Origin of the sequence: Nitratireductor soli (assembly GCF_001050155.1) — a bacterium.
GTDB lineage: Bacteria > Pseudomonadota > Alphaproteobacteria > Rhizobiales > Rhizobiaceae > Nitratireductor > Nitratireductor soli.
Genome location: NZ_LFVY01000001.1, coordinates 154599 through 178060 on the forward strand (window position 1 = coordinate 154599; position 23462 = coordinate 178060).

17 protein-coding genes and 1 tRNA gene are annotated in these 23462 nt (G+C 64.6%); 12 read left to right on the top strand and 6 right to left on the bottom strand.

Translation table 11 applies throughout. The features are described from left to right. The first annotated feature begins 47 nt into the window (after window positions 1-47). Window positions 48-2129 (top strand): penicillin-binding protein 1C, encoded by a 2082-nt coding sequence (gene pbpC, locus AB843_RS00750; protein WP_048644870.1) that lies wholly within the window; start codon window positions 48-50, stop codon window positions 2127-2129. Between the two features lie 18 nt (window positions 2130-2147). Here the strand turns inward: pbpC and AB843_RS00755 are convergent, their stop codons facing one another. Together AB843_RS00755 and AB843_RS00760 are read right to left on the bottom strand one after the other, a co-directional pair. Then, window positions 2148-3071 (bottom strand): sugar kinase, encoded by a 924-nt coding sequence (locus tag AB843_RS00755; protein ID WP_048644871.1) that lies wholly within the window; start codon window positions 3069-3071, stop codon window positions 2148-2150. A 111-nt stretch (window positions 3072-3182) separates the two neighbouring features. Continuing rightward, window positions 3183-4556 (bottom strand): sugar transferase, encoded by a 1374-nt coding sequence (locus AB843_RS00760; RefSeq protein WP_244467860.1) that lies wholly within the window; start codon window positions 4554-4556, stop codon window positions 3183-3185. A 308-nt stretch (window positions 4557-4864) separates the two neighbouring features. Here AB843_RS00760 and AB843_RS00765 point away from each other — a divergent pair, with 308 nt between their 5' ends. Then, window positions 4865-5776, top strand: a complete 912-nt coding sequence (locus AB843_RS00765) for a DMT family transporter (protein ID WP_048644872.1) — start codon at window positions 4865-4867, stop codon at window positions 5774-5776. Between the two features lie 125 nt (window positions 5777-5901). Here AB843_RS00765 and serA read toward each other — a convergent pair whose 3' ends face one another. Further along, window positions 5902-7500, bottom strand: a complete 1599-nt coding sequence (serA, locus tag AB843_RS00770; RefSeq protein WP_048644873.1) for a phosphoglycerate dehydrogenase — start codon at window positions 7498-7500, stop codon at window positions 5902-5904. Window positions 7501-7568: 68 nt separating this feature from the next. Next, entirely contained in the window at window positions 7569-8744 is a 1176-nt protein-coding gene (locus AB843_RS00775; RefSeq protein WP_048644874.1) for a phosphoserine transaminase, read from the bottom strand. 236 nt (window positions 8745-8980) lie between these two features. Between AB843_RS00775 and AB843_RS00780 the strand changes: the two genes are divergently transcribed. Both AB843_RS00780 and AB843_RS00785 read left to right on the top strand, forming a co-directional pair. Beyond that, window positions 8981-10279, top strand: coding sequence for an adenylosuccinate synthase (locus AB843_RS00780; RefSeq protein ID WP_048644875.1), 1299 nt, complete (start codon window positions 8981-8983; stop codon window positions 10277-10279). Between the two features lie 71 nt (window positions 10280-10350). Continuing rightward, the gene (locus AB843_RS00785) at window positions 10351-11892 is read left to right on the top strand and encodes a hypothetical protein (RefSeq protein WP_048644876.1); all 1542 of its coding nucleotides are present in this window, start codon (window positions 10351-10353) and stop codon (window positions 11890-11892) included. Window positions 11893-12021: 129 nt separating this feature from the next. Here AB843_RS00785 and rpoH read toward each other — a convergent pair whose 3' ends face one another. Together rpoH and AB843_RS00795 are read right to left on the bottom strand one after the other, a co-directional pair. Further along, window positions 12022-12945, bottom strand: a complete 924-nt coding sequence (rpoH, locus tag AB843_RS00790) for an RNA polymerase sigma factor RpoH (protein ID WP_048645175.1) — start codon at window positions 12943-12945, stop codon at window positions 12022-12024. Between the two features lie 198 nt (window positions 12946-13143). After that, window positions 13144-14229, bottom strand: coding sequence for an RluA family pseudouridine synthase (locus AB843_RS00795; protein WP_082143584.1), 1086 nt, complete (start codon window positions 14227-14229; stop codon window positions 13144-13146). 28 nt (window positions 14230-14257) lie between these two features. On the opposite strand from AB843_RS00795, the gene AB843_RS00800 reads away from it, so the two are divergent. From AB843_RS00800 to pstB, 8 genes are all read left to right on the top strand, one after another. Next, the gene (locus tag AB843_RS00800; protein WP_048644877.1) at window positions 14258-14629 is read left to right on the top strand and encodes a hypothetical protein; all 372 of its coding nucleotides are present in this window, start codon (window positions 14258-14260) and stop codon (window positions 14627-14629) included. A 2-nt stretch (window positions 14630-14631) separates the two neighbouring features. After that, window positions 14632-15039, top strand: coding sequence for a VOC family protein (locus AB843_RS00805; protein ID WP_206412759.1), 408 nt, complete (start codon window positions 14632-14634; stop codon window positions 15037-15039). A 52-nt stretch (window positions 15040-15091) separates the two neighbouring features. Then, window positions 15092-15167 (top strand) — tRNA-Glu (locus tag AB843_RS00810). Window positions 15168-15302: 135 nt separating this feature from the next. Beyond that, on the top strand, window positions 15303-18242 hold the full coding sequence (locus AB843_RS00815; RefSeq protein WP_244467861.1) for a PAS domain-containing hybrid sensor histidine kinase/response regulator: 2940 nt from the start codon (window positions 15303-15305) through the stop codon (window positions 18240-18242). A gap of 473 nt (window positions 18243-18715) precedes the next feature. Next, complete coding sequence (locus AB843_RS00820; protein ID WP_048644878.1) at window positions 18716-19744, top strand: substrate-binding domain-containing protein; 1029 nt, start codon at window positions 18716-18718, stop codon at window positions 19742-19744. Window positions 19745-19812: 68 nt separating this feature from the next. Next, window positions 19813-21273, top strand: coding sequence for a phosphate ABC transporter permease subunit PstC (gene pstC, locus AB843_RS00825; protein WP_048644879.1), 1461 nt, complete (start codon window positions 19813-19815; stop codon window positions 21271-21273). Continuing rightward, window positions 21270-22622 (top strand): phosphate ABC transporter permease PstA, encoded by a 1353-nt coding sequence (gene pstA / locus AB843_RS00830; protein WP_048644880.1) that lies wholly within the window; start codon window positions 21270-21272, stop codon window positions 22620-22622. Before pstC ends, pstA begins: the two co-directional genes overlap by 4 nt. 14 nt (window positions 22623-22636) lie before the next feature. Next, the gene (gene pstB / locus AB843_RS00835; RefSeq protein WP_048644881.1) at window positions 22637-23452 is read left to right on the top strand and encodes a phosphate ABC transporter ATP-binding protein PstB; all 816 of its coding nucleotides are present in this window, start codon (window positions 22637-22639) and stop codon (window positions 23450-23452) included. The last annotated feature ends 10 nt before the right edge of the window (window positions 23453-23462 follow it).

Here is a 23462-nt window from a genome sequence, read left to right on the forward strand (position 1 = left end):
CCAGAGGGGGTTGGACAGGCTCTTCCTCCAGATCAGGTTTCACGCCCATGCGCCTGATCCTGCGCCGGCTGGCAATCACCTTCGCTGTCGTGGCGGCAGGCGCTATGGCCGGCGCCGTCGCGCTCGACCGTCTCGACAAGGCCTATCCGCCACCTTTGGGCGAAATCGCGCTGTCGCCGGAGGTGGTCGACCGCGACGGGGCCATGCTGCGCGCCTATGCGGCGGTCGATGGCCGCTGGCGGCTGCCTGCCGACATCGACAGGCTCGATCCGCAGTTCCTCGCCATGCTCGTCGCCTATGAGGACAAACGCTTCTGGTCGCATTCGGGCGTCGATGTGCGGGCGCTCGGCCGGGCGGCGCTGCAGCTTGTCCTGAACGGCCGCATCGTCTCCGGGGCTTCGACGCTTTCCATGCAGCTCGCCCGCCTGGTCGAGCCGCGCGCAGAGCGCAGTTTTGCCGCGAAATTCCGGCAGATGGCCCGCGCCCTGCAGATCGAACGGCGGCTCACAAAGCGGGAGATTCTCGAACGCTATCTGACGCTGGCGCCCTATGGGGGCAATCTCGAAGGCGTGCGCGCGGCGAGCCTCGCCTGGTTCGGCAAGGAGCCGCACAAGCTCGGCCTCGCCGAGGCGGCGCTGCTTGTCGCGCTGCCGCAATCGCCCGAGGCGCGGCGACCGGACCGGCACCCGCGAACGGCGCAGGCGGCGCGCGACCGGGTGCTTGCCCGCGTGGCCGCCGCCGGGGTGATCGCCGCCGGCGAAGTGGAGCGTGCCTCGCATGAAAATGTCGCGGCGCGCCGCTTGCCGATGCCGGCCTATGCGGCGCATCTGGCCGATGCGGTGCGGCGCGATGCGCCGGGCGAACGCCGGCACCAGCTCCTCATCAGCCGCAGCGCGCAGGCCAGTCTGGAAGGTGTCGCCGCGGAAGCCGCGCGCCGCCTTGGGTCCCGTGTCTCGGTGGCGATGATCCTCGCCGATGCCCAGACGGGCGACGTGTTGGCGCGCGTCGGTTCCGCCGGCTATTTCAACGCGGCGCGGGCCGGCTGGATCGATATGAGCGTCGCGCAGCGTTCGCCGGGCTCGACGCTGAAACCCTTCATCTACGGCCTTGCGTTCGAGGAAGGGTTGGTGATGCAGGAAACGATGATCGAGGATCGGCCGGGAAATTTCTCCGGCTATCGGCCGCGCAATTTCGACCTCGACTACCAGGGCGACGTGACGGTGCGGTCGGCCTTGCAGATGTCGCTCAACGTGCCGGCGATCCGCCTGCTGGACGCGGTCGGCCCGGTGCGTCTCGTGGCGCGCATGCGGCGCGCCGGGGTGGCGCCGACCCTGCCGCCGGGCGAGACGCCCGGTCTCGCCATCGGCCTTGGCGGCGCGGGGATGACGCTGGAGGGCCTGGTGCGGCTTTATGGCGGGCTTGCCAATCGCGGCCGGGCGCGGCCGTTACGCATGCTGGCCGGCAGCGACATCGCGCCGAACCCGGCATCGGTGCTGACGCCGCAGGCCGCCTGGCAGGTCGCCGACATATTGTCGGGCGTCGTGCCGCCGCAGGGTGCGCCACGGTTGGGCATCGCCTACAAGACCGGCACGTCCTACGGATATCGCGACGCGTGGGCGGTGGGCTATGACGGTCGCCATGTGCTGGGCGTTTGGGCCGGGCGGCCGGATGGCGGTTCCGTGCCGGGCCTGACCGGCTATCTTGCGGCCGCGCCGATCCTGTTCGAGGCCTTCTCGCGTTCAGGCCTGGGCATCACACCCTTGCCGCGCGCGCCGGCCGGCGCTGTGCGGCTCGCAGGCTCCGAACTGCCGTTCTCGCTTCGCCGTTTCGCCGGATCGGATGGCGTCCGGGTGGCCGGCGCGCCAAGCGAGCCGGCGCCGGAAATCGTCTTCCCGCCGCAGGGCGCGCGGATCGATGTCGGTTTCGCCCGGGATGGCCGGACGATGCCGCTGGCGCTGAAGATCAATGGCGGTCGGGCGCCCTTCCGCTGGCTTGCCAATGGCGCGCCGCTGCCAGCCGCCTCGCGCCGCCGCACCGCGTCGTGGATGCCGGATGGCGGCGGCGCCTCGACGCTGACCGTCATCGACGCGGCCGGCCGCACGGCAAGCGTGCGGGTGTTCCTGGAATAGGCCGGCGGGGATCGGCCGTCAGGCGGCAGCCTTCAGCGCCTCGAGCACTTTTTCCCGCATGGGCATCGGCGTTACCGCGCCGTAGCCGCAGGTGGAGAGCGCGGCTGCCGCATTGGCATAGCGGGCGGCCTCGAACGGGTCGCCATGGCGGTGCAGTTCGGCCAGGAAATTGCCGTCGAACGTGTCGCCGGCGCCGGTCGCGTCGACGGCATCGACGACGATGCCCGGCACCCGTCGGCGTTCGCTGCCGGTCGCCACGAGGCAACCTGCCTTGCCCAGCGTCAGCGCGACGATGCCCGCGCCGAGGCCCAGATAATGGTCGGCGATGGCGTCGGGATCGCCGATGCCGACCAATTGCTCGGCGTCTTCGAGACCGGGCAGGGCGATGTCCGCCTTGCGCATGGCGGCGTCCGTCAGCGCGCGGGCGCGCTCGAGCGGCCAGAGCTTCAGGCGCAGATTGGTGTCGAAGGAAACCTTCGTGCCGGCCGCGCGGGCGATGTCGATGGCGGCCAGCGCCGCATCGCAGGCCTCGGGGCTGATGGCCATCGAGATGCCGGAGAGGTGCAGGATGTCGGCCTGTTCGATATAGGCGCGCGGCAGGTCGTCCGGCCGCACGCGGCTGGCCGCCGATCCCTTGCGCAGATAGGAAAAGACATGGCCGCTTTCGCCGTGGCTGACGAAATAGACACCCGTATGCGCGTCGTCCCTGCGAATGATCCGGGATGCATCGACTCCGTTCTCAGCCCATAGGCGCATGAAGCTGTCGCCGAATTCATCGGCCCCCAGCGCCGAGAAGAAACCGACCGAGGCGCCGGCGCGCGCGGCGGCGATGGCCGTGTTGGAGGTGTCGCCGCCATGGCCGAAAAGATAGCGCCCGGTGTCGTCGGTCTGGTTGAACTCGACCATCGGTTCGCCCATGCAGATGATCTTCGGATCGGTCATGGCTGTGCTTTTCTCCCTCGCTCGGTCGCCTGCTGCGCGACCCTGTTTAAGCGATCCGGAGCCAATGGTGAACGTCTGTTTTGAGAAGTTCGTCCGGCCGTGGACGGCCGGTCAGCGGGCGCCCTTGCCGAACAGGACCGTGCTGATGGTCGAGAGCACGATGAGGATGTCCAGATCCACGGACAGATGCTTGATGTAGTAGAGGTCATAGGAGAGCTTGTCGATCTCCTCCTTGGTCGTCTCCGCATAGCCGGAATTGACCTGGGCCCAGCCGGTGATGCCGGGAAGAACGAGCGAGCGGTGAATGAATTTCGGCTCGGCGGCTACGCTGGTTTGCGCCACATACTCGGCCACTGGGCGCGGGCCGATGAGGCTCATATCGCCACGCCAGATATTGAGCAATTGCGGCAGTTCATCGAGGCGCAGGCGGCGCAGGATCCCGCAGCCCTTGATGATGCGGGCGTCGTTGGTCCGCGTGGCGCCGCCATGGCGGCCCCGATACATGGTGCGGAACTTCAGCATGTTGAAGGGTCGTCCACCGTAGCCGCGCCGGACCTGGACGAAGATGGCCGGTCCGCCGTCGAGCGTGCGGATGTAGAGCCAGATGAGGATGCCCAGGGGCACCGCCAGCGGCGCTGTGATCAGGACGGCGAAGAGATCGAGGGCGCGCTTGGCCTTCGAATAGTAGATCTGGCTGGGGCTGTAGGCGAGGTGCGAGACGTCGAAGGCGTCGACATCGACGCGCCCCTGCCGCAGTTCCAGAAAACTGATCCAGGGCGTGACTTCGGCGCCGATCATGTGCGCGCGCGTCAGGAAGACTGCCCATTCGGGATGGTGATGGGTCTCGGCGTCGATGAGAATACGATCGAACCCGCCAATTTCGGCGTTCTGGTCGCGGATGATCGCCACGTCGCCTCCCAGCAGCGAACTCACCCTTTGCGCATCGGGGAAGAAGAGCAGCGCAACGCGGTCCTCCAGAGAGCGCCGCAGTTTCAGATTGGCGGCGATCATGGCGATCGTCACCAGCGGATAGGCGCTGAGCAGGCCCGTATAGCTGACCGGGACGCGGGTGGCCGACAGCATCGCCACGGCGGCGTTGAAGAACACCAGCGTGACGAAGACGGCGATGGTGAAGGGATATTGCTGCCGGCGCAGTCCGAGAAGCGCGATGGCGATCAGGAACGGCAGCATAAAGAGCACCGCGCAGACGATGGCCAGATTGTCCCAATCCTGCCGATGCGCATTGAGAATGAACGCCGCATACACCAGGCATTGAAGGACGCCGGCAACGAGGATTTCCGGCAGCATCGGCTTGAGATAGCTCAGCCAGCGGTAGCGGCGCACCGAAGCGCCGCGATCGACGATGCTGCTCAAATCCGGCGTCGGTTCGCTTCTCGTCTGCTGCTGCGCATTCTTGACGCCGCTCTTGCGCGGCCTGGGCCCGCTTTCGCGCTCATTCTTTGTGTTCTTGGAAGCGTGCTTCAATGCAAAAGGCCGTCCCACAACTGGAAGCCGTTCACGGCCTCATCTGAGGTTGCATCCCCTTGTTATGCAACCATCGGTAACGTTCTGTATAGCCTCGCCCACGTCACGGCAACTACCCAATTCGGCAGAACTAGACAAGCATTGATTGCGGTGCGGCGTCGCTGTGCTTAACGATCGAATTGGGCTCTTGGAAATGATCTCCCGCGTTCATGCAACACCAGCGCTATCAATTTGTGACGCCTGGCATTTACGATTCATGCGCCAGGCCCTACCAAGCGGGCTGCCTATCCTGTTCTGCTCGGACACACATGTATCGCAAAGCCTATTTCCTTCTCTGCCTCACGACCCTGTTCTGGGGCGGCAACGCCGTCGCGAGCCGGCTTGCGGTGGGGCATATCTCGCCGATGCTGCTGACGACGCTGCGCTGGGTGATCGGCGCTTCGCTGCTGCTTGTCTTCGCCCGGAAGCATCTCAAGCGGGATTGGCCGGCGATGCGCCGCCAATTGCCGCTGCTGATCGCGCTCGGCGCATTGGGCTTCACCGGCTTCAACGCCGTCTTCTACAGTTCGGCGCAATACACGTCGGCGATCAACCTGGCCATCGAGCAGGGGGCGATCCCGATGGTGATCTTCCTGGCCAATTTCATCCTGTTCCGCATGCGCGTGACGCTGCTGCAGATGGTTGGTTTCATGCTGTCGCTGGTGGGGGTGGCGCTGGTCGCCAGCCATGGCGATTTTTCCCGGCTCCTGGAGCTGGACGTGAATTTCGGCGATGCCCTGATGCTGGTCGCGGTGGTGCTTTATGCCGGTTACTCGGTCGGGCTGAAGGTCAAGCCCGACGTTCACTGGCTGAGCCTGATGTTCATCCTGTCGCTGTTCGCGCTGGTCGCCTCCCTGCCGCTGCTTGCCTGGGAGGTGGCGACCGACCGGATGATCGCACCCGACCTGCAAGGTGCGATGGTGCTGATCTACGCAGCACTGTTCCCATCGATTCTCGCTCAGACGCTGTTCATTCGCGGCAATGAGCTGATCGGCGGCAACCGCGCCGGGCTGTTCATCAATCTGGTGCCGATCTTCGGCACATTGCTGTCGATCGTCATTCTCGGCGAGGATTTCTTCCTCTACCATGCCCTGGCGTTGATGCTGGTGCTGGGCGGCATCTGGCTTGCCGAACAGAGCGGCCGCAGGATGGCTGTGCGGCAGGCGGATGCCGGGGCCTGAAGCATCGCGCAACCAGGCGTGAAATCACCTGGTTGCGAAACGCTCCGGCACTTTGAATCTATGCATCGTGCTTTCCGAAAATCGATTCCGATTTTCGGGCCGATGCAATAAATTGTGCCAACGGCTCAGGCCGTGATGTCAAAGCTCAGCGGCTTGGCCGACAGGATCGTCTCGCTGGCGTGCAACTCCTTCAGCACATTGGGCGGGAAGGGTGCATCGAGGTAAAGCAGGGCGATGGCATCGCCGCCCGGCCGGTTGCGGCCGAGCTGGAAGTTGGCGATGTTGACCTCGTGCTTGGCGCAGATGCCGCCCAGCAGGCCGATGATGCCCGGCACGTCGTAATTGGTCGTGTAGAGCATGTGCTCGCCGACTTCCGCATCCAGATTGATGCCCTTGATCTGGATGAAGCGCGGCTTGCCGTCGGAAAAGCACGTGCCGGCGATGGTCCGCGTCTTGGCCGAGGTCTTCACCGTCAGCTTGATGTAGCCGTCGAAGACGCCGGTCTTGTCGCGCTTGATCTCCGAAAGGATCATGCCGCGCTCCTTGGCCATGATCGGCGCCGACACCATGTTGACGTCGGAGACCTGCGGGCGGATCAGGCCGGCAAGCGCGGCGCTGATGAGCGCCCGCCGGTTCATGTCGGCGGTGGCGCCGTCGAACAGGATTTCCACCTCCTCGATCGCCTCTTCCGTCACCTGGCCGACAAAGGCGCCCAGCACCTCGGCGAGCTTGATGAAGGGTTTCAGGCGCGGCGCTTCCTCCGCCGTGATCGACGGCATGTTGATGGCGTTGGTGACGGCACCCTTGACCAGATAGTCGGCCATCTGCTCGGCCACCTGCAGGGCGACGTTTTCCTGCGCCTCGGAGGTCGACGCGCCCAGATGCGGGGTGCAGACGACGTTCGGCATGTTGAACAGCGGGTTCTCCGTCGCCGGCTCGGTCTCGAACACGTCGATGCCGGCGCCCGCCACCTTGCCCGACTTCAGCCCTTCCACCAGGTCCGCCTCGACGATCAGGCCGCCGCGGGCGCAGTTGACGATGCGCACGCCGGTCTTCATCCGCGCGATGGCATCCTTGTTGATGATGCCGCGGGTCTTGTCGGTCAGCGGCGTGTGCAGGGTGATGAAGTCGGCGCGGGTGAACAATTCGTCCAGCTCCACCTTCTCGACGCCCAGCTCCGAAGCGCGCTCGGCCGACAGGAACGGGTCGAAGGCGACGACATGCATCTTCAGGCCGATGGCGCGCATGGCGACGACCGAGCCGATGTTGCCGCAGCCGATGACGCCGAGCGTCTTGCCGGTGATCTCGACGCCCATGAAGCGGTTCTTCTCCCACTTGCCGGCGTGGGTCGAGGCGTTGGCCTCGGGCAGTTGCCGGGCGACGGCGAACAGCATGGCGATGGCGTGCTCGGCGGTGGTGATCGAATTGCCGAAGGGCGTGTTCATGACGATGATGCCGCGCCGCGAGGCGGCGGGAATATCGACATTGTCGACGCCGATGCCGGCGCGGCCGATCACCTTCAGATTGCTGGCGGCGGCGATCAGCTTTTCCGTCACCTTGGTGGCGGAGCGGATGGCCAGGCCGTCATACTGGTCGATGACGGACAGGAGCTTTTCCTTGTCCTTGCCGAGATCGGGCAGGTAGTCGACCTCGACGCCGCGTTCCCTGAAGATTTCGACGGCGGTGGGCGACAGTTTGTCGGATACGAGTACGCGCGGAGCCATGATGGCCTCCTTTGATCGGAATGGGAAGGATGGCGGCTCCGGCAAGCGGAGCCGCGAGATCGCGAAGCCTAGGCGGCGGCCTTGAGGGCGGATTTCTGCGCCTGGAACGCCCAGTCGAGCCACGGCATCAGCGCCTCGAGGTCGGATGCCTCGACCGTCGCGCCGGCCCAGATGCGCAGTCCGGGCGGTGCGTCGCGGTAATGGCCGATGTCGTTGGCGACACCCTGTTTGGCCAGCAGCGAGACAATGCCCTTGGCGAAGGCCGCCTGGCCGGCGGCGTCGAGCGCGACGATCTCGGGATCGACGATCGACAGGCAGACCGAGGTGTTGGAGCGCGTCGCCGGCTCTTTCGCCAGATGCGCCAGCCAGGCGCTGCTTTCGACGAAGCGGTCGATAACGGCGAAGTTGGCGTCGGCGCGGGCGATCAGCCCGTCGAGGCCGCCGATCGACTGGCTCCACTCCAGCGCGTCGATATAGTCCTCGACGCAGAGCATCGAAGGCGTGTTGATCGTCTCGCCCTTGAAGATGCCCTCGATCAGCTTGCCGCCCTTGGTCATGCGGAAGATCTTCGGCAGCGGCCAGGCTGGCGTATAGCTCTCGAGGCGCTCCACCGCGCGTGGTGAGAGAATGATCATGCCGTGCGCGGCCTCGCCGCCGAGCACCTTCTGCCAGGAGAAGGTGACGACATCGAGCTTGTCGAAGGCGAGCGTCTGGGCGAAGGCCGCCGAGGTGGCGTCGCAGATCGTCAGGCCCTTGCGGGCGGCGGGGATGAAATCGCCGTTCGGCACGCGCACGCCGGAGGTGGTGCCGTTCCAGGTGAAGACCACGTCGCGGTCGAAATCGATCTGGCCGAGATCGGGCAGTTCGCCGTAGCCGGCCTCGATGCGGCGCACATCGGGGAGCTTCAATTGCTTGACGACGTCGGTCACCCAGCCGGAACCGAAGGATTCCCAGGCGACCATGTCGACGCCGCGTTCGCCGAGCAGCGACCAGAGCGCCATTTCCACAGCGCCGGTGTCGGAGGCGGGCACGATGCCGATGCGGTGGTCCGCCGGCACCTGCAGGATTTCGCGGGTGAGGTCGATGGCCCGGGCAAGCTTCTCCTTGCCGATGGCCGCGCGATGCGAGCGGCCGAGAGCGGCGTCGCCGAGCGCATCGAGCGACCAGCCGGGACGTTTGGTGCAGGGACCGGATGAAAAATGGGGATTGGCCGGACGGATGTCCGGCGTGGGATGTGTGCTCATGATGTTCCTATCCTCTCAGATAGCACGCCCCTCGGTGGGGAGGGGTGGCCCACGGACGGCGTTACGCCTTCTGCGCGGCGACGTCAAGACCGGCGTGGCGAGGCGGCTGGCGGTTTTCGCGGTGACGCGGCGTCCCCATGGTTCCCACGCGGCGTTTGAGGCTCTATAGAGGCAATCGTTTTCACAATCATCCGGACGGGGGCACCCGCCGGGGCGCGCGCCGGAAGGAAATTTTCATGGCAAATGTGGTGGTCGTCGGATCGCAGTGGGGCGACGAGGGCAAGGGCAAGATCGTCGATTGGCTGTCGGAACGCGCCGATGTGGTGGTGCGCTTCCAGGGCGGCCACAATGCCGGCCATACGCTGGTCATCGACGGCGTCAGCTACAAGCTTTCCCTGCTGCCGTCCGGCGTCGTGCGTCCCGGCAAGCTTTCGGTGATCGGTAATGGCGTGGTGTTCGACCCGCATGCCTTCGTCGCCGAACTCGGACGGCTTGCCGAGCAGGGCGTGACCGTGACGCCCGACCGCCTGAAAATCGCCGAAAACACAGCGCTTATCCTGTCATTGCACAGGGAACTCGACGGTTTTCGCGAAGACGCGGCCTCCAATTCGGGTACGAAAATCGGCACGACCCGGCGGGGAATCGGGCCCGCTTACGAGGACAAGGTCGGCCGCCGCGCCGTCAGGGTTATGGATTTGGCGAACATCGATACATTGCCGATGAAGGTCGACCGGCTGTTGACGCACCACAATGCGCTGCGTCGCGGTCTTGGCCATGCGGAAGTGACGCATCAGGCGATCATGGACGAGCTGACCTCGGTCGCCGGCCAGATCCTGCCGTTCGTCGATCGCGTCTGGAGCATTCTCGAAAATGCACGCCGCGCCGGCCAGCGCATCCTGTTCGAGGGCGCGCAGGGCACGTTGCTCGACATCGATCATGGCACCTATCCATTCGTCACCTCGTCCAACACGGTGGCCGGCCAGGCGGCGACGGGATCGGGACTGGGGCCGAACTCGATCGACTATGTGCTCGGCATCACCAAGGCCTACACGACACGCGTCGGCGAGGGTCCTTTCCCGACCGAGCAGGACAATGAGGTCGGCGAGTTTCTTGGCACGCAGGGGCACGAGTTCGGCACGGTGACGGGCCGCAAGCGGCGCTGCGGCTGGTTCGATGCGGTGCTGGTGCGCCAGGCCGTGGTGGCCAACGGCATGAACGGCATCGCGCTGACCAAGCTCGACGTGCTCGACGGCATGGACGAGATCAAGATTTGCACCGGCTACCGGCTGGATGGCAAGGTGATCGACTATCTGCCCGCCGGCCAGGGCGCCCAGGCGCGGATCGAGCCGATCTACGAGACGCTGGAAGGCTGGAAAGAGACCACGAGAGGCGCGCGCAAATGGACCGACCTGCCGGCGCAGGCGATCAAATATGTGCGTCACGTGGAAGAGCTGATCGGCGCGCCGGTGGCGATTTTGTCGACCAGCCCGGAGCGCGAGGACGCGATACTTGTGACCGATCCGTTTCAAGATTAGTTTCGCAGGCTGAATTGCATGCGTATCCGTGGGGCGGCTGCGCTTCAAAAAAAGTAGAACAGGTTTAAGGCATGGCGGATTTTTCTGCGGTTCTGAAAAAAACGATCGACGCGCTGGCGGACAACTCCCCGGCGGCGCGCGAGAAGATTTATCAGAAGGCACGGACGACGATCGAAGCCAAGCTGGCGGCAATCACGCCGCCGCCGCCGGCGGCGGTCGTCGAGCGCCAGCGCAAGCTCCTTGACGATGCGATCGCCTCCGTCGAAGCCGGCTATGCCGAACCGGAGCCCATCGACACGGTCGATGAGGACGAGCTGGAGCATGTCTTCGCCGAACTCGATGTCGACCCGATCCGGCCGGCCGTGCCGGTTCCGCCGCCGCCTGCCGCAAGCTCCTACGAGCCGGCCGCAGCCGCAGCGCCCGTGGCGCCGTCACTCGCGCCGCCTGCGCCCGAGGAGCCGGCAATCGAGGAAAAGGGCGATGCCCCGGCGCCCGCCTCCCCGGCGCCCGCCGACGATGACGGCGTGCCGGAGGACGAGGCATTCAGCGGGCGCGAGGCGCGGGTGAACGCACCGCTGGCCGGCTCTTCCCGGCCACGGCGCAAGGGATCGTCGGGTCTTGCAGCGGGCATTGTTCTGCTCGTCCTGGCAGCGGTTGCCGCCGGGGCCTGGCTCTATCGCGACGACCTTTCCCGCCTGGCCAATTTCGAGAACGCGCCGCAGACTGAGACGGATTCGGCGGCGGCGACCCCCGAGACCGACCGGCAGGCGAACACGAGCACCGATGGGGCGCCGGCGCAGAACGCGTCCAGCGATGATGGTGACGCCGAGCAGCCGCCGGCGACGCAGCGGCCGTCCAAATTCACCCAGCGGCTCACCCCCGACGGACAGGAAATCGACGAAGGACCGGCAGGCGGCTCGCCTGGCCTGGGCGAGGGAACATCCGTCGCGCAGGCGACGGCGCCCGGCTCCGGCGAAGCTTCTCCGGGCGCGACGACACCGCCGGCCAACGCCGGCTCCTCGAACGGCACGAATGCCAGCGCCCAGCAGCAGTCCTTGCCGGTTGGGCAGAAGGCGATCTTCTATGAAGAGCGCACCAACGTCTCGCAGGGGTCGGCCGATCCGGGCGCCGTGGTCTGGTCGGTGGTGCAGGAATCGCCGGGCAACGACCTGCCGCCCGAGCCGGCAATTCGCGCCGAGGCGACCATCCCGGCCAAGAACCTGCAGCTGAAAATGACCATCCGCCGCAACGCGGATGAATCGCTGCCGGCCAGCCATATCGCCGAGATCATCTTCCTGACACCGGACGATTTCGATGGCGGGGGTGTCGATAATGTGCTGCGCGTGTCGATGAAGCGTTCGGAACAGGATACGGGCAGTCCGCTGCTTGGCATCCCGGCCAAGATCGCCGACGGCTTCTTCCTGGTGGCGCTCAGCGACAGCAAGGCGGATATCGAAACCAACACGCTGCTGCTCCGGCGCCAGAGCTGGATCGACATTCCCGTGGTCTACAAATCGGGCCGGCGCGCCCTGATCACCATCGAGCGGGGCATTCCCGGCGACAAGATCTTCACCGACGTGCTGAACGCCTGGCAGAACAGCTCGAGCGGCTGAAACGTCGGGACGGTTCGGCCTGCGGTAAAAGATTCCAGACCATGATCCAGCAAAAACCCGCCGGAGAGGCTCTCCGGCGGGTTTTTCGATTTCTGCATTGGCCAGCCTGATCGATATCAGGTCGATGCGTCAGGCGCCGGCGTGGCGATGCGCTTCGGCAGCCTGGGCGCGGGCGGCGATCGCCTGCTCGCGGGCCGAGTTCTGCACGGCCTCCTGGACCTTCTCGAAGGCGCGCACCTCGATCTGCCGCACACGCTCGCGGCTGATGTCGAACTCGCTCGACAATTCCTCCAGCGTCAACGGGTCTTCCGACAGGCGGCGCGCCTGGAAGATGCGCTTCTCGCGGTCGTTGAGCACGGTCATGGCGTCGCCCAACATGCGGCGGCGGGTCTCCAGTTCGTCCTGCTCGACCAGAACGTCTTCCTGGCTCTCGCTCTGGTCGACCAGCCAATCCTGCCACTCGCCGGATTCGCCCTCGGTGGCGCGGATCGGCGCGTTCAAGGAAGCGTCGCCGGAAAGGCGGCGGTTCATCGAGACGACCTCTTCCTCGCTGACATTCAGCCGGGTGGCGATCTCCGCCACCTGTTCCGGCTTCAGGTCGCCGTCATCGAGCGCCTGGATCTTGCTCTTGACCTTGCGCAGGTTGAAGAACAGCCGCTTCTGGTTGGCCGTGGTGCCCATCTTGACGAGGCTCCACGAACGCAGAATGTATTCCTGGATCGACGCCTTGATCCACCACATGGCGTAGGTGGCGAGGCGGAAACCGCGCTCGGGCTCGAACTTCTTGACGGCCTGCATCAGGCCGACATTGCCTTCGGAGATCACTTCGCCGATCGGCAGGCCATAGCCGCGATAGCCCATGGCGATCTTCGCCACGAGGCGCAGATGGCTGGTGACGAGCCGGTGGGCAGCCTGCGTGTCGTCATGCTCGGAATAGCGCTTGGCGAGCATGTATTCTTCCTCGGGCTGCAGCATCGGGAAGCGGCGGATTTCCTCCAGATAGCGGGTCAGACCGCCTTCGCCAGAGGCGACGCTGGGTAATGTTTGGGCCATGAAGCACCCTCCTTTGCCGGATATGCCCTCATGCGGGGACGCCTTGAAAAACGGCGTTTGCATGGATGAGAAACAGCGCGGCCGAGTTTTTGACGCACCGCACCATATCCCATATAGGAACTTTTTCCGACGGTTAAAGCTTCAGCCTGGAGTCAACAATGTGTCACCAGGCTGTGAACGATATTACTGTACCGATCATTATAAAATATCAAGAGCCTCTGTCAATGCCGTCATGTCGGCGGGCGGCGGCGCCTCGAAACGCATCAGTTCGTCGCTCACCGGATGGCGAAATGCCAGCAGGCGGGCATGCAGAGCCTGGCGGCCAAAAGCGGCGACTGTGGGGCGCACCGTCTCGGGAAGCCGGTTGACCTTGGTGCGGAAGGCGCGGCCGTAATCCAGGTCGCCGATCAGCGGGTGGCCGATATGCGCCATGTGGACGCGGATCTGGTGCGTGCGCCCCGTTTCGAGCCGGCACTCGACCAGCGCCGCCAGCGCGCCGCCCTTGCCGTCGGAGCCATAGCGTTTGCGGACCTGGTAGTGGGTGACGGCATGCCGGGCATCGGCTCGGCCCTCCGGCACGACGGCGCGCAGGGTGCGGCTGCGCGGATCGCGGCCGAGCGGCGCGTCGATGGTGCCCGCCCAGCGGTCGGGCGCGTCCCAGACCAGCGCCACATAGGCGCGCTCCAGGTCGCCGCTGCGGCCGTGGTCGGCAAAGGCATCCGACAGGGCGCGGTGCGCCAGGTCGGTCTTGGCGACGACCATGACGCCGCTCGTGTCGCGGTCGAGGCGGTGGACGATGCCCGGCCGGCGCACGCCGCCAATGCCGGCCAGCGTTTCACCGCAATGATACAACAGCGCGTTGACAAGCGTTCCCGACCAGTTGCCCGGCGCCGGGTGGACCACCAGGCCGGCCGGCTTGTTGACGACGACCAGCGCGGCGTCTTCATAGAGTATGTCGAGCGGCAGGTCTTCGGGCAGCGGCTCGGCGGGCTGGGCTTCCGGCACGATCAGCGCATAGCGCTCGCCGGCCGTGACGCGCTGCTTCGGCTCGGTGACGGCCGTGTCGCCGGTGGTGACGGCGCCGGCGCGGATGAGCGCCTGCACCCGGCTGCGCGAGACCGCTTCGCCCAACTGTTCGGAAAGCCACAAGTCAAGGCGCGTGCCCTGGCCGTCCGCCGCAACGGTCAGCTCTTTCGTTGCGCCCATCTCTTCCGGCAGGTCCGGGTCTTCCAATCGATCCAGGTCTTCCAATCGATCGATGTCTTCGCTATCAGGGTCGCCCATCGGGGATGCTTTCAAAAAACGGTGAATCATGGCCAGGCCAGTGCAGCAGGAAAACGATCAACAGGACGCGCTGGATCCCGCTGCCGAGAAGGTGCGCCGCAAGCTTGTCCGCTTCATGGGCATCAACCTGGCCATATTGTTCGCCGCGGTTATGGCTGTGGTGTTGGCCTTTGTCTACAAATCCGTGCAACCGACGGAGACGGCCGAGGAGACGATGCTCCTGCCGGGCGAGGTGCTGGATGGCGCGATCACGCTGCCGGCAGGCGCGCGGATCGTCTCGCAGGCGCTCGACGGCATGCGCGTTTCGCTGCAGCTGCGCCTGGCCGACGGGGCCGAGGAATTGCGTGTCTACGATCTGCGCAGCGGTCAATTGCAGGCGCGCGTCACGCTCGGGCAGTGACCATGGCAATGCAGCGCATTGCCCTGACCACGCTCGTCGTCGCCGACTATGATGAGGCGCTGGCGTGGTATCGCGACCGGCTCGGCTTCCACGTCGTCGAGGATACGGCGCTCGGCGACGACAAGCGCTGGCTGGTGATGGCGCCGCCTGGCGGAAGGAACAGCGGCGGGCTGCTTCTCGCCCGCGCCGCCGGTCCGGCGCAGGCGGCCAGCATCGGCAACCAGGCCGGCGGGCGGGTCTTCCTGTTCCTGCACACGGATGATTTCCAGCGCGATTATCACGCCATGCGGGCCGCCGGCGTTTCCTTCCTGGAAGAGCCGCGCCATGAGGATTACGGCATCGTGGCGGTGTTCACGGACCTGTACGGAAACCGCTGGGATCTTCTGCAGCCCGCGCGGGGCTTTGGCTGAAACGAGCTGTTGCAATTGCCCGCGAAGCCGATTATATCGCGGCTCTTGATGCGCTCCCATCGTCTAGCGGTCTAGGACGCCGCCCTCTCACGGCGGAAACAGGGGTTCGATTCCCCTTGGGAGTGCCATTCATCTTCCCGGCTTCAGCATCAGCCATATCAGCCATTGTTGCGCCTTGGCGGGAAGATGCGTCTTGGTTAGCCAATCGTTAAGTCTTGATCCGCACACTGCGCGCGCGGCCCATTATCGCGGGAAGGCTGGCGGTGCGCCCTTCGACAGACGACCATATCGAGACCGTACCGGGCGCTTGCTTTGGGCGGGATCTCTCCAAAGACGCGTTGGCCGGACTGGTTCGATCCGCCGCCGACTGGCTATGGGAGAGCGACGAAAGCCACAGGCTGAGCTGGGTGTCGGAGGGTTTCGAGCAGCAAACGGGCCTTGATCGGAACCGGTTGATCGGCCAATCGCGCGTCGTTCCGACGAAAACCGGACCGCATGGAGCGGCGGATGTTGCCGCGTATGAACGCCTGCTGGCGGAACGCCGGCCATTCCAGCATTTCATTCACGAAATCACCGAGGCGGACGCGGCGTGCCGCTTCGTTTCCATCTCCGGCACCCCCCGTTTCGATGATGAAGGGTTGTTCGTCGGCTATCGCGGCCTTGGCAGCAACGTCACGCCGCTGATGCGGGTGCTCGAACGCCCCATGGCTGCGGCGCTGGAAAAGGCAAAACTCGTCGAAGCGATGATCGACGCGTTGCCGAACCCGGTTTTTGCCAAGGATCCCGCGCTGCGCTTCGTGCTGGTCAACCAGGCGTTTGCCAGGATGCTGGGTGTCGAGGCGGAGGATCTGCTGGGCAGATCGGCGGCGGAGTTCGTCGCGGCACCGACCGCCGTCAGGCTGGAGGCAAGCGACCGGCAGGTGCTGGAGACAGGCATCGACGACGAGATCGAGGAGGATTGCGTTCGTCCGGGCGTCGGCCGCTACCGCGTCGTGCGCAAACATCGTGTCGAGGCTGGTGGCGGCAGGAAATATGTCGTCGGCACGATCTTCGACATCACCGAGATGAGGCAACGCGAGAACGACGCGGAGGCGGCGCGAAAGCGCCTCACCGAAGTGCTCGAATCCTTGCCGGCCGGCGTGGTCATCTACGATCGTGACGACCGCTACGTGCTCGCCAATCGCAAGATGCAGGCGTCGCTTCCTGACCTGGTGCATACCATGAAGCCCGGCTGCTCGCTGCGCGAGACCATCGAGGCGGCGCATGAGGCCGGTTATTTCCGCGAAAGCGGTTTTCCGGAGATCGACGCGCTCTACGATCGCGATCGGCAGGCCTGGGCCGATGCCTATCTGCAGACCTACCGGATCAAGCAGCGCGTGTTCGAGCGGTGCAATCCGGACGGGCGCTGGTTCAAGGCCATCGATACGCGTACCGAGGAAGGCACGTTCATCGGCGTGCGGGTCGACATCTCCGAGTTGAAGGAGCGCGAGCAGGAGTTGCGCGCGGCGCGCGAAACCGCCGTCCTCGCCGACCGGGCGAAATCGGAATTCCTGGCCAATATGAGCCATGAGATCCGCACGCCGATGAACGGCGTGCTGGGCATGGCCGAACTCCTGACCAAGACGGAGCTGGCGCCGAAGCAGAAGACCTTCGCCGACATCATCCTGAAATCGGGCAACGCGCTGCTGACGATCATCAACGACATCCTCGATTTCTCGAAGATCGACGCGGGGCATATCGTGCTCGACGCCGAGCCGTTCCATCTCGCCGAAGCGATCGAGGACGTGGCAACCTTGATGTCGTCACGCGCCAAGGAGAAGGACCTGGAGCTGATTGTCCGGGTGGACCCCGGTATCACCGGGGCGGTGATCGGCGATGCCGGCCGTATCCGCCAGATCCTGACCAATCTCGTGGGCAACGCCGTCAAGTTCACCGAAAGGGGCCACGTCCTCGTCAATGTCAGCGGCGAGGAGGCCGATGACGGCGTGCAGACGCTGCAGTTCAGCGTCACCGATACGGGCATCGGCATTCCCAAGCACAAGCTCGGCCATGTGTTCGACAAGTTCAGCCAGGTGGACGCCTCCTCGACGCGGCGCCACGAAGGCACCGGGCTGGGGCTCGCCATCACCTCCCGGCTGGTCGACCTGATGGGCGGCCGCATCGGCGTCGAAAGTGTCGAGGGCAGTGGCTCGACCTTCTGGTTCACCGCGGCTCTTCCTGCCGCGGAGGCGGTCGAGCGCCAGCCGCTCGCCCCGCGCGACGTCTCGGGCGCCCGTGTGCTGGTCGTCGACGACAATGCCGTCAACCGGATGATCCTCAACGAGCAGATGGCGCATTGGGGGTTCGATGCCTGCGCGGCGCGCGATGTTCCGGAGGGGCTGAAGGTGCTGCAGGCGGCGGCGGATCTCAACGCGCCCGTCGATTGCCTGGTGGTCGATTACCAGATGCCGATCATGAACGGCATGGACATGGTGCAGGCGATGCAGCTGCAGCCGGCGCTGGCCGGCATTCCGGTGGTGCTTCTGACGTCGGTCGACCAGTCCCTGGCAAGCCTCGGGCCAAAATCCCCGGCGATCGCCGCGCAACTGATCAAGCCGACCCGCTCCGCGGCGCTGCTCGAGGCGATCGTTACAGCCGTTCAAGGACGTCGCGGCGGCATCACGACGGAAACGGAGGCGGAAGCAGAGGACGCGACGCTGCTGGCCGCCCCGGCTGCCGCTGCGGAGCAGGAACCGGCCGCAGCCAGGGATGGCATGGACGGCGGCGGCAATCCCCTGACGGCACACGGCATTGATGTCCTCGTCGCCGAGGACAACGAGGTCAATCAGCTCGTCTTCCGGCAGATACTGGCCGAATCCGGGCTTCGGTTCGAGATCGTTGAAAACGGCAAGCTCGCTGTCGCCGCGCACAGGCGGGTCAAGCCGCGATTGATCCTGATGGACGTGTCGATGCCGGAGATGAACGGCCTTGAGGCAACGGCCGAGATTCGCCGCGCGGAGGAGGGGCAACAGCGCCGCGTGCCGATCATCGGCGTTACGGCGCATGCGCTGAAAGGGGATCGCGAGCGTTGCATCGAGGCGGGGATGGACGACTATGTCTCGAAGCCCATCAGCCCCCGGCTCTTGCTCGACAAGATCAACCCATGGATAAAACCAGGGGGTGTAGAGGCGCCGAAATCCAACCGGGTCGAATCGTTTAACTAGCTGTATTTAAATGATTTTTTTAAAACTTTCAGATTCCGTTCCACAATACATGGTGCGATCGCACCATGTATGACATATATATTTCTTATTAGAGTTGTACATTGATGATCTGTTATTCGGCCTCATCAAGATTTCCGGACGGGCGGAGATTCACTGGCCATGGGGGGTCCAAACGAGCCCCAACAGGACCTATTCCGGGTTTACGCCCAGCCGGTGCAATTTTATCATCTCTGATGATGTTCCCCCGTCCGGCTTTTTTGGCCGACGTTCGTCGAGTGCACATCCGGATCATAGGTCGTTTTCTCGAACCGATTGTCTGCTCGGCACCGCCCCGAATTGGAATGTGACAGGCTGAACGGCTTCTTAACCGGAGCGACATGAAACCGTCACGGAACTGTTACAGAGAGTTGTTATGCCGCTCCCCGACGCCTGACTTGGCGTTCAATCGAATTCCGAACAGGGAGCCATCTCCAATGAACAAACTCGTTCTCACCGCTTCGGCGGCATCGATCGCCCTCGCCGGTACGGTCAGCTTGGCCGTCGCCCGCGACCAGATCCAGATCGCCGGGTCGTCCACCGTTCTTCCCTATGCCGCGATCGTCGCCGAGGCCTTTGGCGAAAACACCGAGTATCCGACGCCGGTGGTCGAATCCGGCGGGTCGGGCGCGGGCCGCAAGAAGCTTTGCGAAGGCGTTGGCGAGAACACGATCGACATCGCCAACTCGTCCTCGCGCATCAAACAGTCGGATATCGATCTGTGCGCACAGAACGGCGTCAAGGAAATCCAGGAAGTCCGCATCGGTTATGACGGCATTGTTTTCGCGTCGGACATCAATGGCCCAGAATACGCCTTCACGCCGGCCGACTGGCACAACGCGCTTGCCGCCAAAGTGCTGAAGGACGGCGCGTTGGTCGCCAACCCCTACAAAAAGTGGAGCGAGATTCGCGCCGACCTGCCGGACCAGAACATTCTGGCCTTCATCCCAGGCACGAAGCACGGAACGCGCGAAGTGTTCGATGAGAAGGTGATCATCGACGGCTGCGAGGAAAACGGCACCGCCGAAGCTCTCAAGGCAGCCGGCCTCGAAGAGAAGGAATGCATGGCGCTCCGCACCGACGGCGTATCGATCGATATCGACGGCGACTATACCGAGACGCTGGCCCGTGTCGACGCCAACAAGAACGGCATCGGCGTTTTCGGCCTGTCGTTCTACCAGAACAACACCGACAAGCTGCGCGTCGGCACCATGGGCGGCATCGTTCCGTCCGTCGAGACGATCGCATCCGGCGAGTATCCGGTTTCCCGCCCGCTCTTCTTCTATGTGAAGAACGCGCATCTGGACGTGATTCCAGGCATGCAGGAGTATATCGAGTTCTTCGTCTCCGATGAGATCGCCGGTCCCGACGGTCCGCTGGCTGCCTATGGCCTCGTCTCCGACCCGGAGCTCGCCAAGACCCAGGAGATGATCAAGAATCGTGTCCCGATGGGCGCGCTGAACTGATCTTCGCATGAGGTGGAGGCGGTGCCGACGGGCACCGCCTCATTTTCCATCAGGGCGGACGCAGGCATATGACCCCAGGCATACTCACAATCATCGTGCTGGTGCTCACCATGGCCGGCTACATCCTCGGCCGGCGCCGCGCGTTGGCTGTGGCCAAGCGGGATGGTGTGCGCCTTCACTCTCTGCCCGGCCATTACGGCCAGGCCGTCGCGCTGTTTACAGCCGTTCCGGCCTTGTTGCTGATGGGGGCGTGGCTGTTTCTGCAACCGCTCCTCATCGAAAACCAGATCAGTTCGCAGATACCCGACAGCGTGATCCCCGAGGGCGGTGCGCGGAGCCTTGTTATGGCCGATGTCCGCCGCATTGCCGGCGGTCTGGACCGTCTCGTCGAAGCGGGCAGCTTCGGTGAGGACGATCTGTCGTCGATGCGCGCGGACTTCACCAGTGTACGCGGCCGCCTCGCAGAAGTTGGCGTCGCGCTCGGCTCGGACGTCGCGCCGGCTGTGTTCGATGCCGCTGAGTCCTATCGCGGCATCGCCAATACGAGTTCGCTCTTGAGAAACGCCGCTGTCCTGGCCACGGCCCTGGGCTTCGGCTTCCTGGCATTGCGCCGGATCCGGCCGACGCTGCGCGCCCGCAATGTCAGCGAAACGTTCATTCGCTCCCTGTTGATCGGGTCATCGCTGGTCGCGATCCTGACCACGTTCGGAATCGTCGCTTCGCTGCTGTTTGAAACGATCCACTTCTTTCGGCTCTATCCGGCCAGGGATTTCTTCTTTTCGACGGTGTGGAATCCCCAGTTTCGCGGCGGTTCCGACCTTGGCATTCTTCCTCTGCTGTGGGGCACGTTCTACGTTTCCCTCGTTGCCTTGCTGCTGGCCGTGCCAATCGGCCTGATGATCGCGGTCTATCTGGCCGAATATTCAGGCAAGGCGCTGCGCAGCTTCGCCAAACCCGCCATCGAGATCCTCGCCGGCATTCCGACCATCGTGTACGGTCTCTTCGCCCTCATAACCGTCGGGCCTTTCCTGCGGGACTGGATTGCGCAGCCTCTCGGATTGGGGAGCTCGTCATCATCCGTCCTGACCGCTGGGCTCGTCATGGGAATCATGCTGATTCCATTCGTCTCTTCGTTGTCCGACGACGTCATCAATGCGGTGCCGCAAGCGATGCGCGACGGCTCCTACGGTCTCGGCGCCACGCAGTCGGAGACCATCATGAGGGTGATCATGCCGGCCGCCCTTCCGGGGATCGTCGGCGCGATCCTGCTCGCCGCAAGCCGCGCCATCGGCGAGACCATGATCGTCGTCATGGGGGCAGGGGCGGCCGCTCGCCTCGGGCTCAATCCCCTGGAAGCCATGACCACGGTGACGGTCAAGATCGTCAGTCAGTTGACCGGCGATACCGAGTTCGCAAGTCCCGAGACGCTGGTCGCGTTCGCGCTCGGCCTGACGCTTTTCGTCTTCACGCTCGGCCTCAATATCCTTGCGCTCTATATCGTGCGCAAATACCGGGAGCAGTATGAATGACCGACCTGACAGCAATGCCTGCCGTCGGTGGCTCGCAAAGCCGTTCGCTCTTCCTGCGCGGCGAGCGAACGCGGCGGCGCCATATGGCGGAGAGCCGCTTCCGCGCAATCGGCCTGGCGGCGGTCATCTTCGGCATCCTGGTGCTGGTCGGTCTGCTCGGGTCGATTCTCGCCAACGGCGTCTCGTCCTTCCGACAGACCTATATCGCGCTCGATGTCTATCTCGATCCCGCAAAGCTGGACAAGGCAGGCGATCGCGACCCGGAGGCGCTGCGCAAGCTCACGACCTTCACATACCAGCCGCTGATCAAGACCGCGGTGGAGGGGCTGATCGAAGAGAAGGGCATCAGTGTCGACGGTCTCGGCGGCAAGGATGTGGAAGGGATCATATCGAAGGAGGCGCCGGCCGAGCTGAGGCACTTTGTGCTCGCCCATCCCTCCAGAATCGGGGAGACGGTCAAGTTCGAGCTTCTCGCCGACGGGCGCATCGACGGGTACTACAAGGGCCGGGTCACGATGGAGACGGCGAAGCTCGACCGCAACGTCTCGCCCGAACAACTGATGCTGGCCGATGAACTGAAGGCGGCGGGCGTGCTGACGACCCGGTTCAACTGGTCCTTCTTCACGGCGCCGGACGCATCCGACACGCGGCCGGAGGCGGCGGGCCTCGGCGTTGCCATCCTCGGCTCGATCTACATGATGCTGATCGTTCTGGTCTTGTCGCTGCCGATCGGTGTCGCCGCCTCGATTTATCTGGAGGAATTCGCGCCGCAGAACAGGCTGACCGACATCATTGAGGTCAACATCGCGAATCTCGCGGCTGTTCCGTCGATCGTGTTCGGCATTCTCGGGCTGGCGGTGTTCATCAATTATGTGGGACTGCCGCAATCCGCGCCAATCGTTGGCGGACTTGTCCTCACGCTGATGACACTGCCGACAATCATCATTGCGACCCGAGCGGCCTTGAAAGCCGTGCCGCCCTCCATTCGTGAGGCGGCGCTGGGTGTGGGAGCCTCGAAGATGCAATCCACCTTCCATCATGTTCTGCCGCTTGCAGCACCGGGCATTCTGACCGGCGCGATCATCGGCCTTGCCCAGGCGCTCGGCGAGACCGCCCCGCTGCTGCTCATCGGCATGGTGGCCTTTGTGCGCGAGTTTCCCGCGGCGCCACCGGGAGGTTTCTTCGATCCGGCGTCGGCCCTGCCGGTTCAGGTGTACAATTGGACGCAGCGCGGCGACCCGGCCTTCATCGAGCGGGCATCCGGCGCGATCATTGTGCTGCTGGTCTTTCTTATCATAATGAATCTGGGCGCCATCTTCCTGCGTCGCCGCTTCGAGCGCCGCTGGTAAGGGAGTAGAGGGACATGAACATGCTTACAGACGCTGCCGTGGAAGAGACGCTGCAATCGGGGTCGAAGCCGGCCGCCAGCAAGATGGCGGGTAAGGACGTGACCGTTCACTATGGCGAGAAGCAGGCCCTGTTCGGCGTCAATCTGGAAGTGCCGGAAAGGCAGGTGATGGCGCTGATCGGCCCATCGGGCTGCGGCAAATCCACCTTCCTGCGGTGCCTGAACCGGATGAACGACACGATCGACATCTGCCGTGTCGGAGGCTCGATCTTGCTCGATGGAGAGGACATCTACGATCCGCGGATCGACGTGGTGGAGCTGCGCGCGCGGGTCGGCATGGTGTTCCAGAAGCCCAACCCGTTCCCCAAGTCGATCTACGAGAACGTCGCCTACGGCCCGCGCATCCACGGGCTGGCGTCGAAGAAGTCGGAGTTCGACGAGGTGGTCGAGACCAGCCTGCAGAAGGCCGGCCTGTTCAACGAGGTGAAGGATCGCCTGCAGGAGCCGGGGACCGGGCTTTCGGGCGGCCAGCAACAGCGCTTATGCATCGCCCGCGCCATCGCCGTTTCGCCGGAAGTCATCCTGATGGACGAGCCGTGCTCGGCACTTGACCCCATCGCCACGGCGAAGGTCGAGGAACTGATCGACGAATTGCGCGAGAACTACACCATCGTCATCGTCACCCATTCGATGCAGCAGGCGGCGCGCGTCTCGCAGCGCACGGCGATGTTCCATCTGGGCAATCTCGTCGAGGAGGGACCGACCGACAAGATGTTCACCAATCCCGACGACAAGCGCACGCAGGACTACATCACCGGGCGCTTCGGCTGACCTGCGGCCG

Bases quoted from the DNA above. Each gene is read 5' to 3' on its own strand.
- pstB (WP_048644881.1), top strand. From the start codon at position 22,637: ATGAACATGCTTACAGACGCTGCCGTGGAAGAGACGCTGCAATCGGGG.
- AB843_RS00775 (WP_048644874.1), bottom strand. From the start codon at position 8,744: ATGAGCACACATCCCACGCCGGACATCCGTCCGGCCAATCCCCATTTT.
- AB843_RS00755 (WP_048644871.1), bottom strand. From the start codon at position 3,071: ATGACCGATCCGAAGATCATCTGCATGGGCGAACCGATGGTCGAGTTC.
- AB843_RS00820 (WP_048644878.1), top strand. From the start codon at position 18,716: ATGAACAAACTCGTTCTCACCGCTTCGGCGGCATCGATCGCCCTCGCC.
- AB843_RS00805 (WP_206412759.1), top strand. From the start codon at position 14,632: ATGGCAATGCAGCGCATTGCCCTGACCACGCTCGTCGTCGCCGACTAT.
- rpoH (WP_048645175.1), bottom strand. From the start codon at position 12,945: ATGGCCCAAACATTACCCAGCGTCGCCTCTGGCGAAGGCGGTCTGACC.
- AB843_RS00780 (WP_048644875.1), top strand. From the start codon at position 8,981: ATGGCAAATGTGGTGGTCGTCGGATCGCAGTGGGGCGACGAGGGCAAG.
- AB843_RS00785 (WP_048644876.1), top strand. From the start codon at position 10,351: ATGGCGGATTTTTCTGCGGTTCTGAAAAAAACGATCGACGCGCTGGCG.
- pstA (WP_048644880.1), top strand. From the start codon at position 21,270: ATGACCGACCTGACAGCAATGCCTGCCGTCGGTGGCTCGCAAAGCCGT.
- serA (WP_048644873.1), bottom strand. From the start codon at position 7,500: ATGGCTCCGCGCGTACTCGTATCCGACAAACTGTCGCCCACCGCCGTC.
- AB843_RS00795 (WP_082143584.1), bottom strand. From the start codon at position 14,229: ATGGGCGACCCTGATAGCGAAGACATCGATCGATTGGAAGACCTGGAT.
- pstC (WP_048644879.1), top strand. From the start codon at position 19,813: ATGACCCCAGGCATACTCACAATCATCGTGCTGGTGCTCACCATGGCC.
- AB843_RS00800 (WP_048644877.1), top strand. From the start codon at position 14,258: ATGGCCAGGCCAGTGCAGCAGGAAAACGATCAACAGGACGCGCTGGAT.
- AB843_RS00765 (WP_048644872.1), top strand. From the start codon at position 4,865: ATGTATCGCAAAGCCTATTTCCTTCTCTGCCTCACGACCCTGTTCTGG.
- pbpC (WP_048644870.1), top strand. From the start codon at position 48: ATGCGCCTGATCCTGCGCCGGCTGGCAATCACCTTCGCTGTCGTGGCG.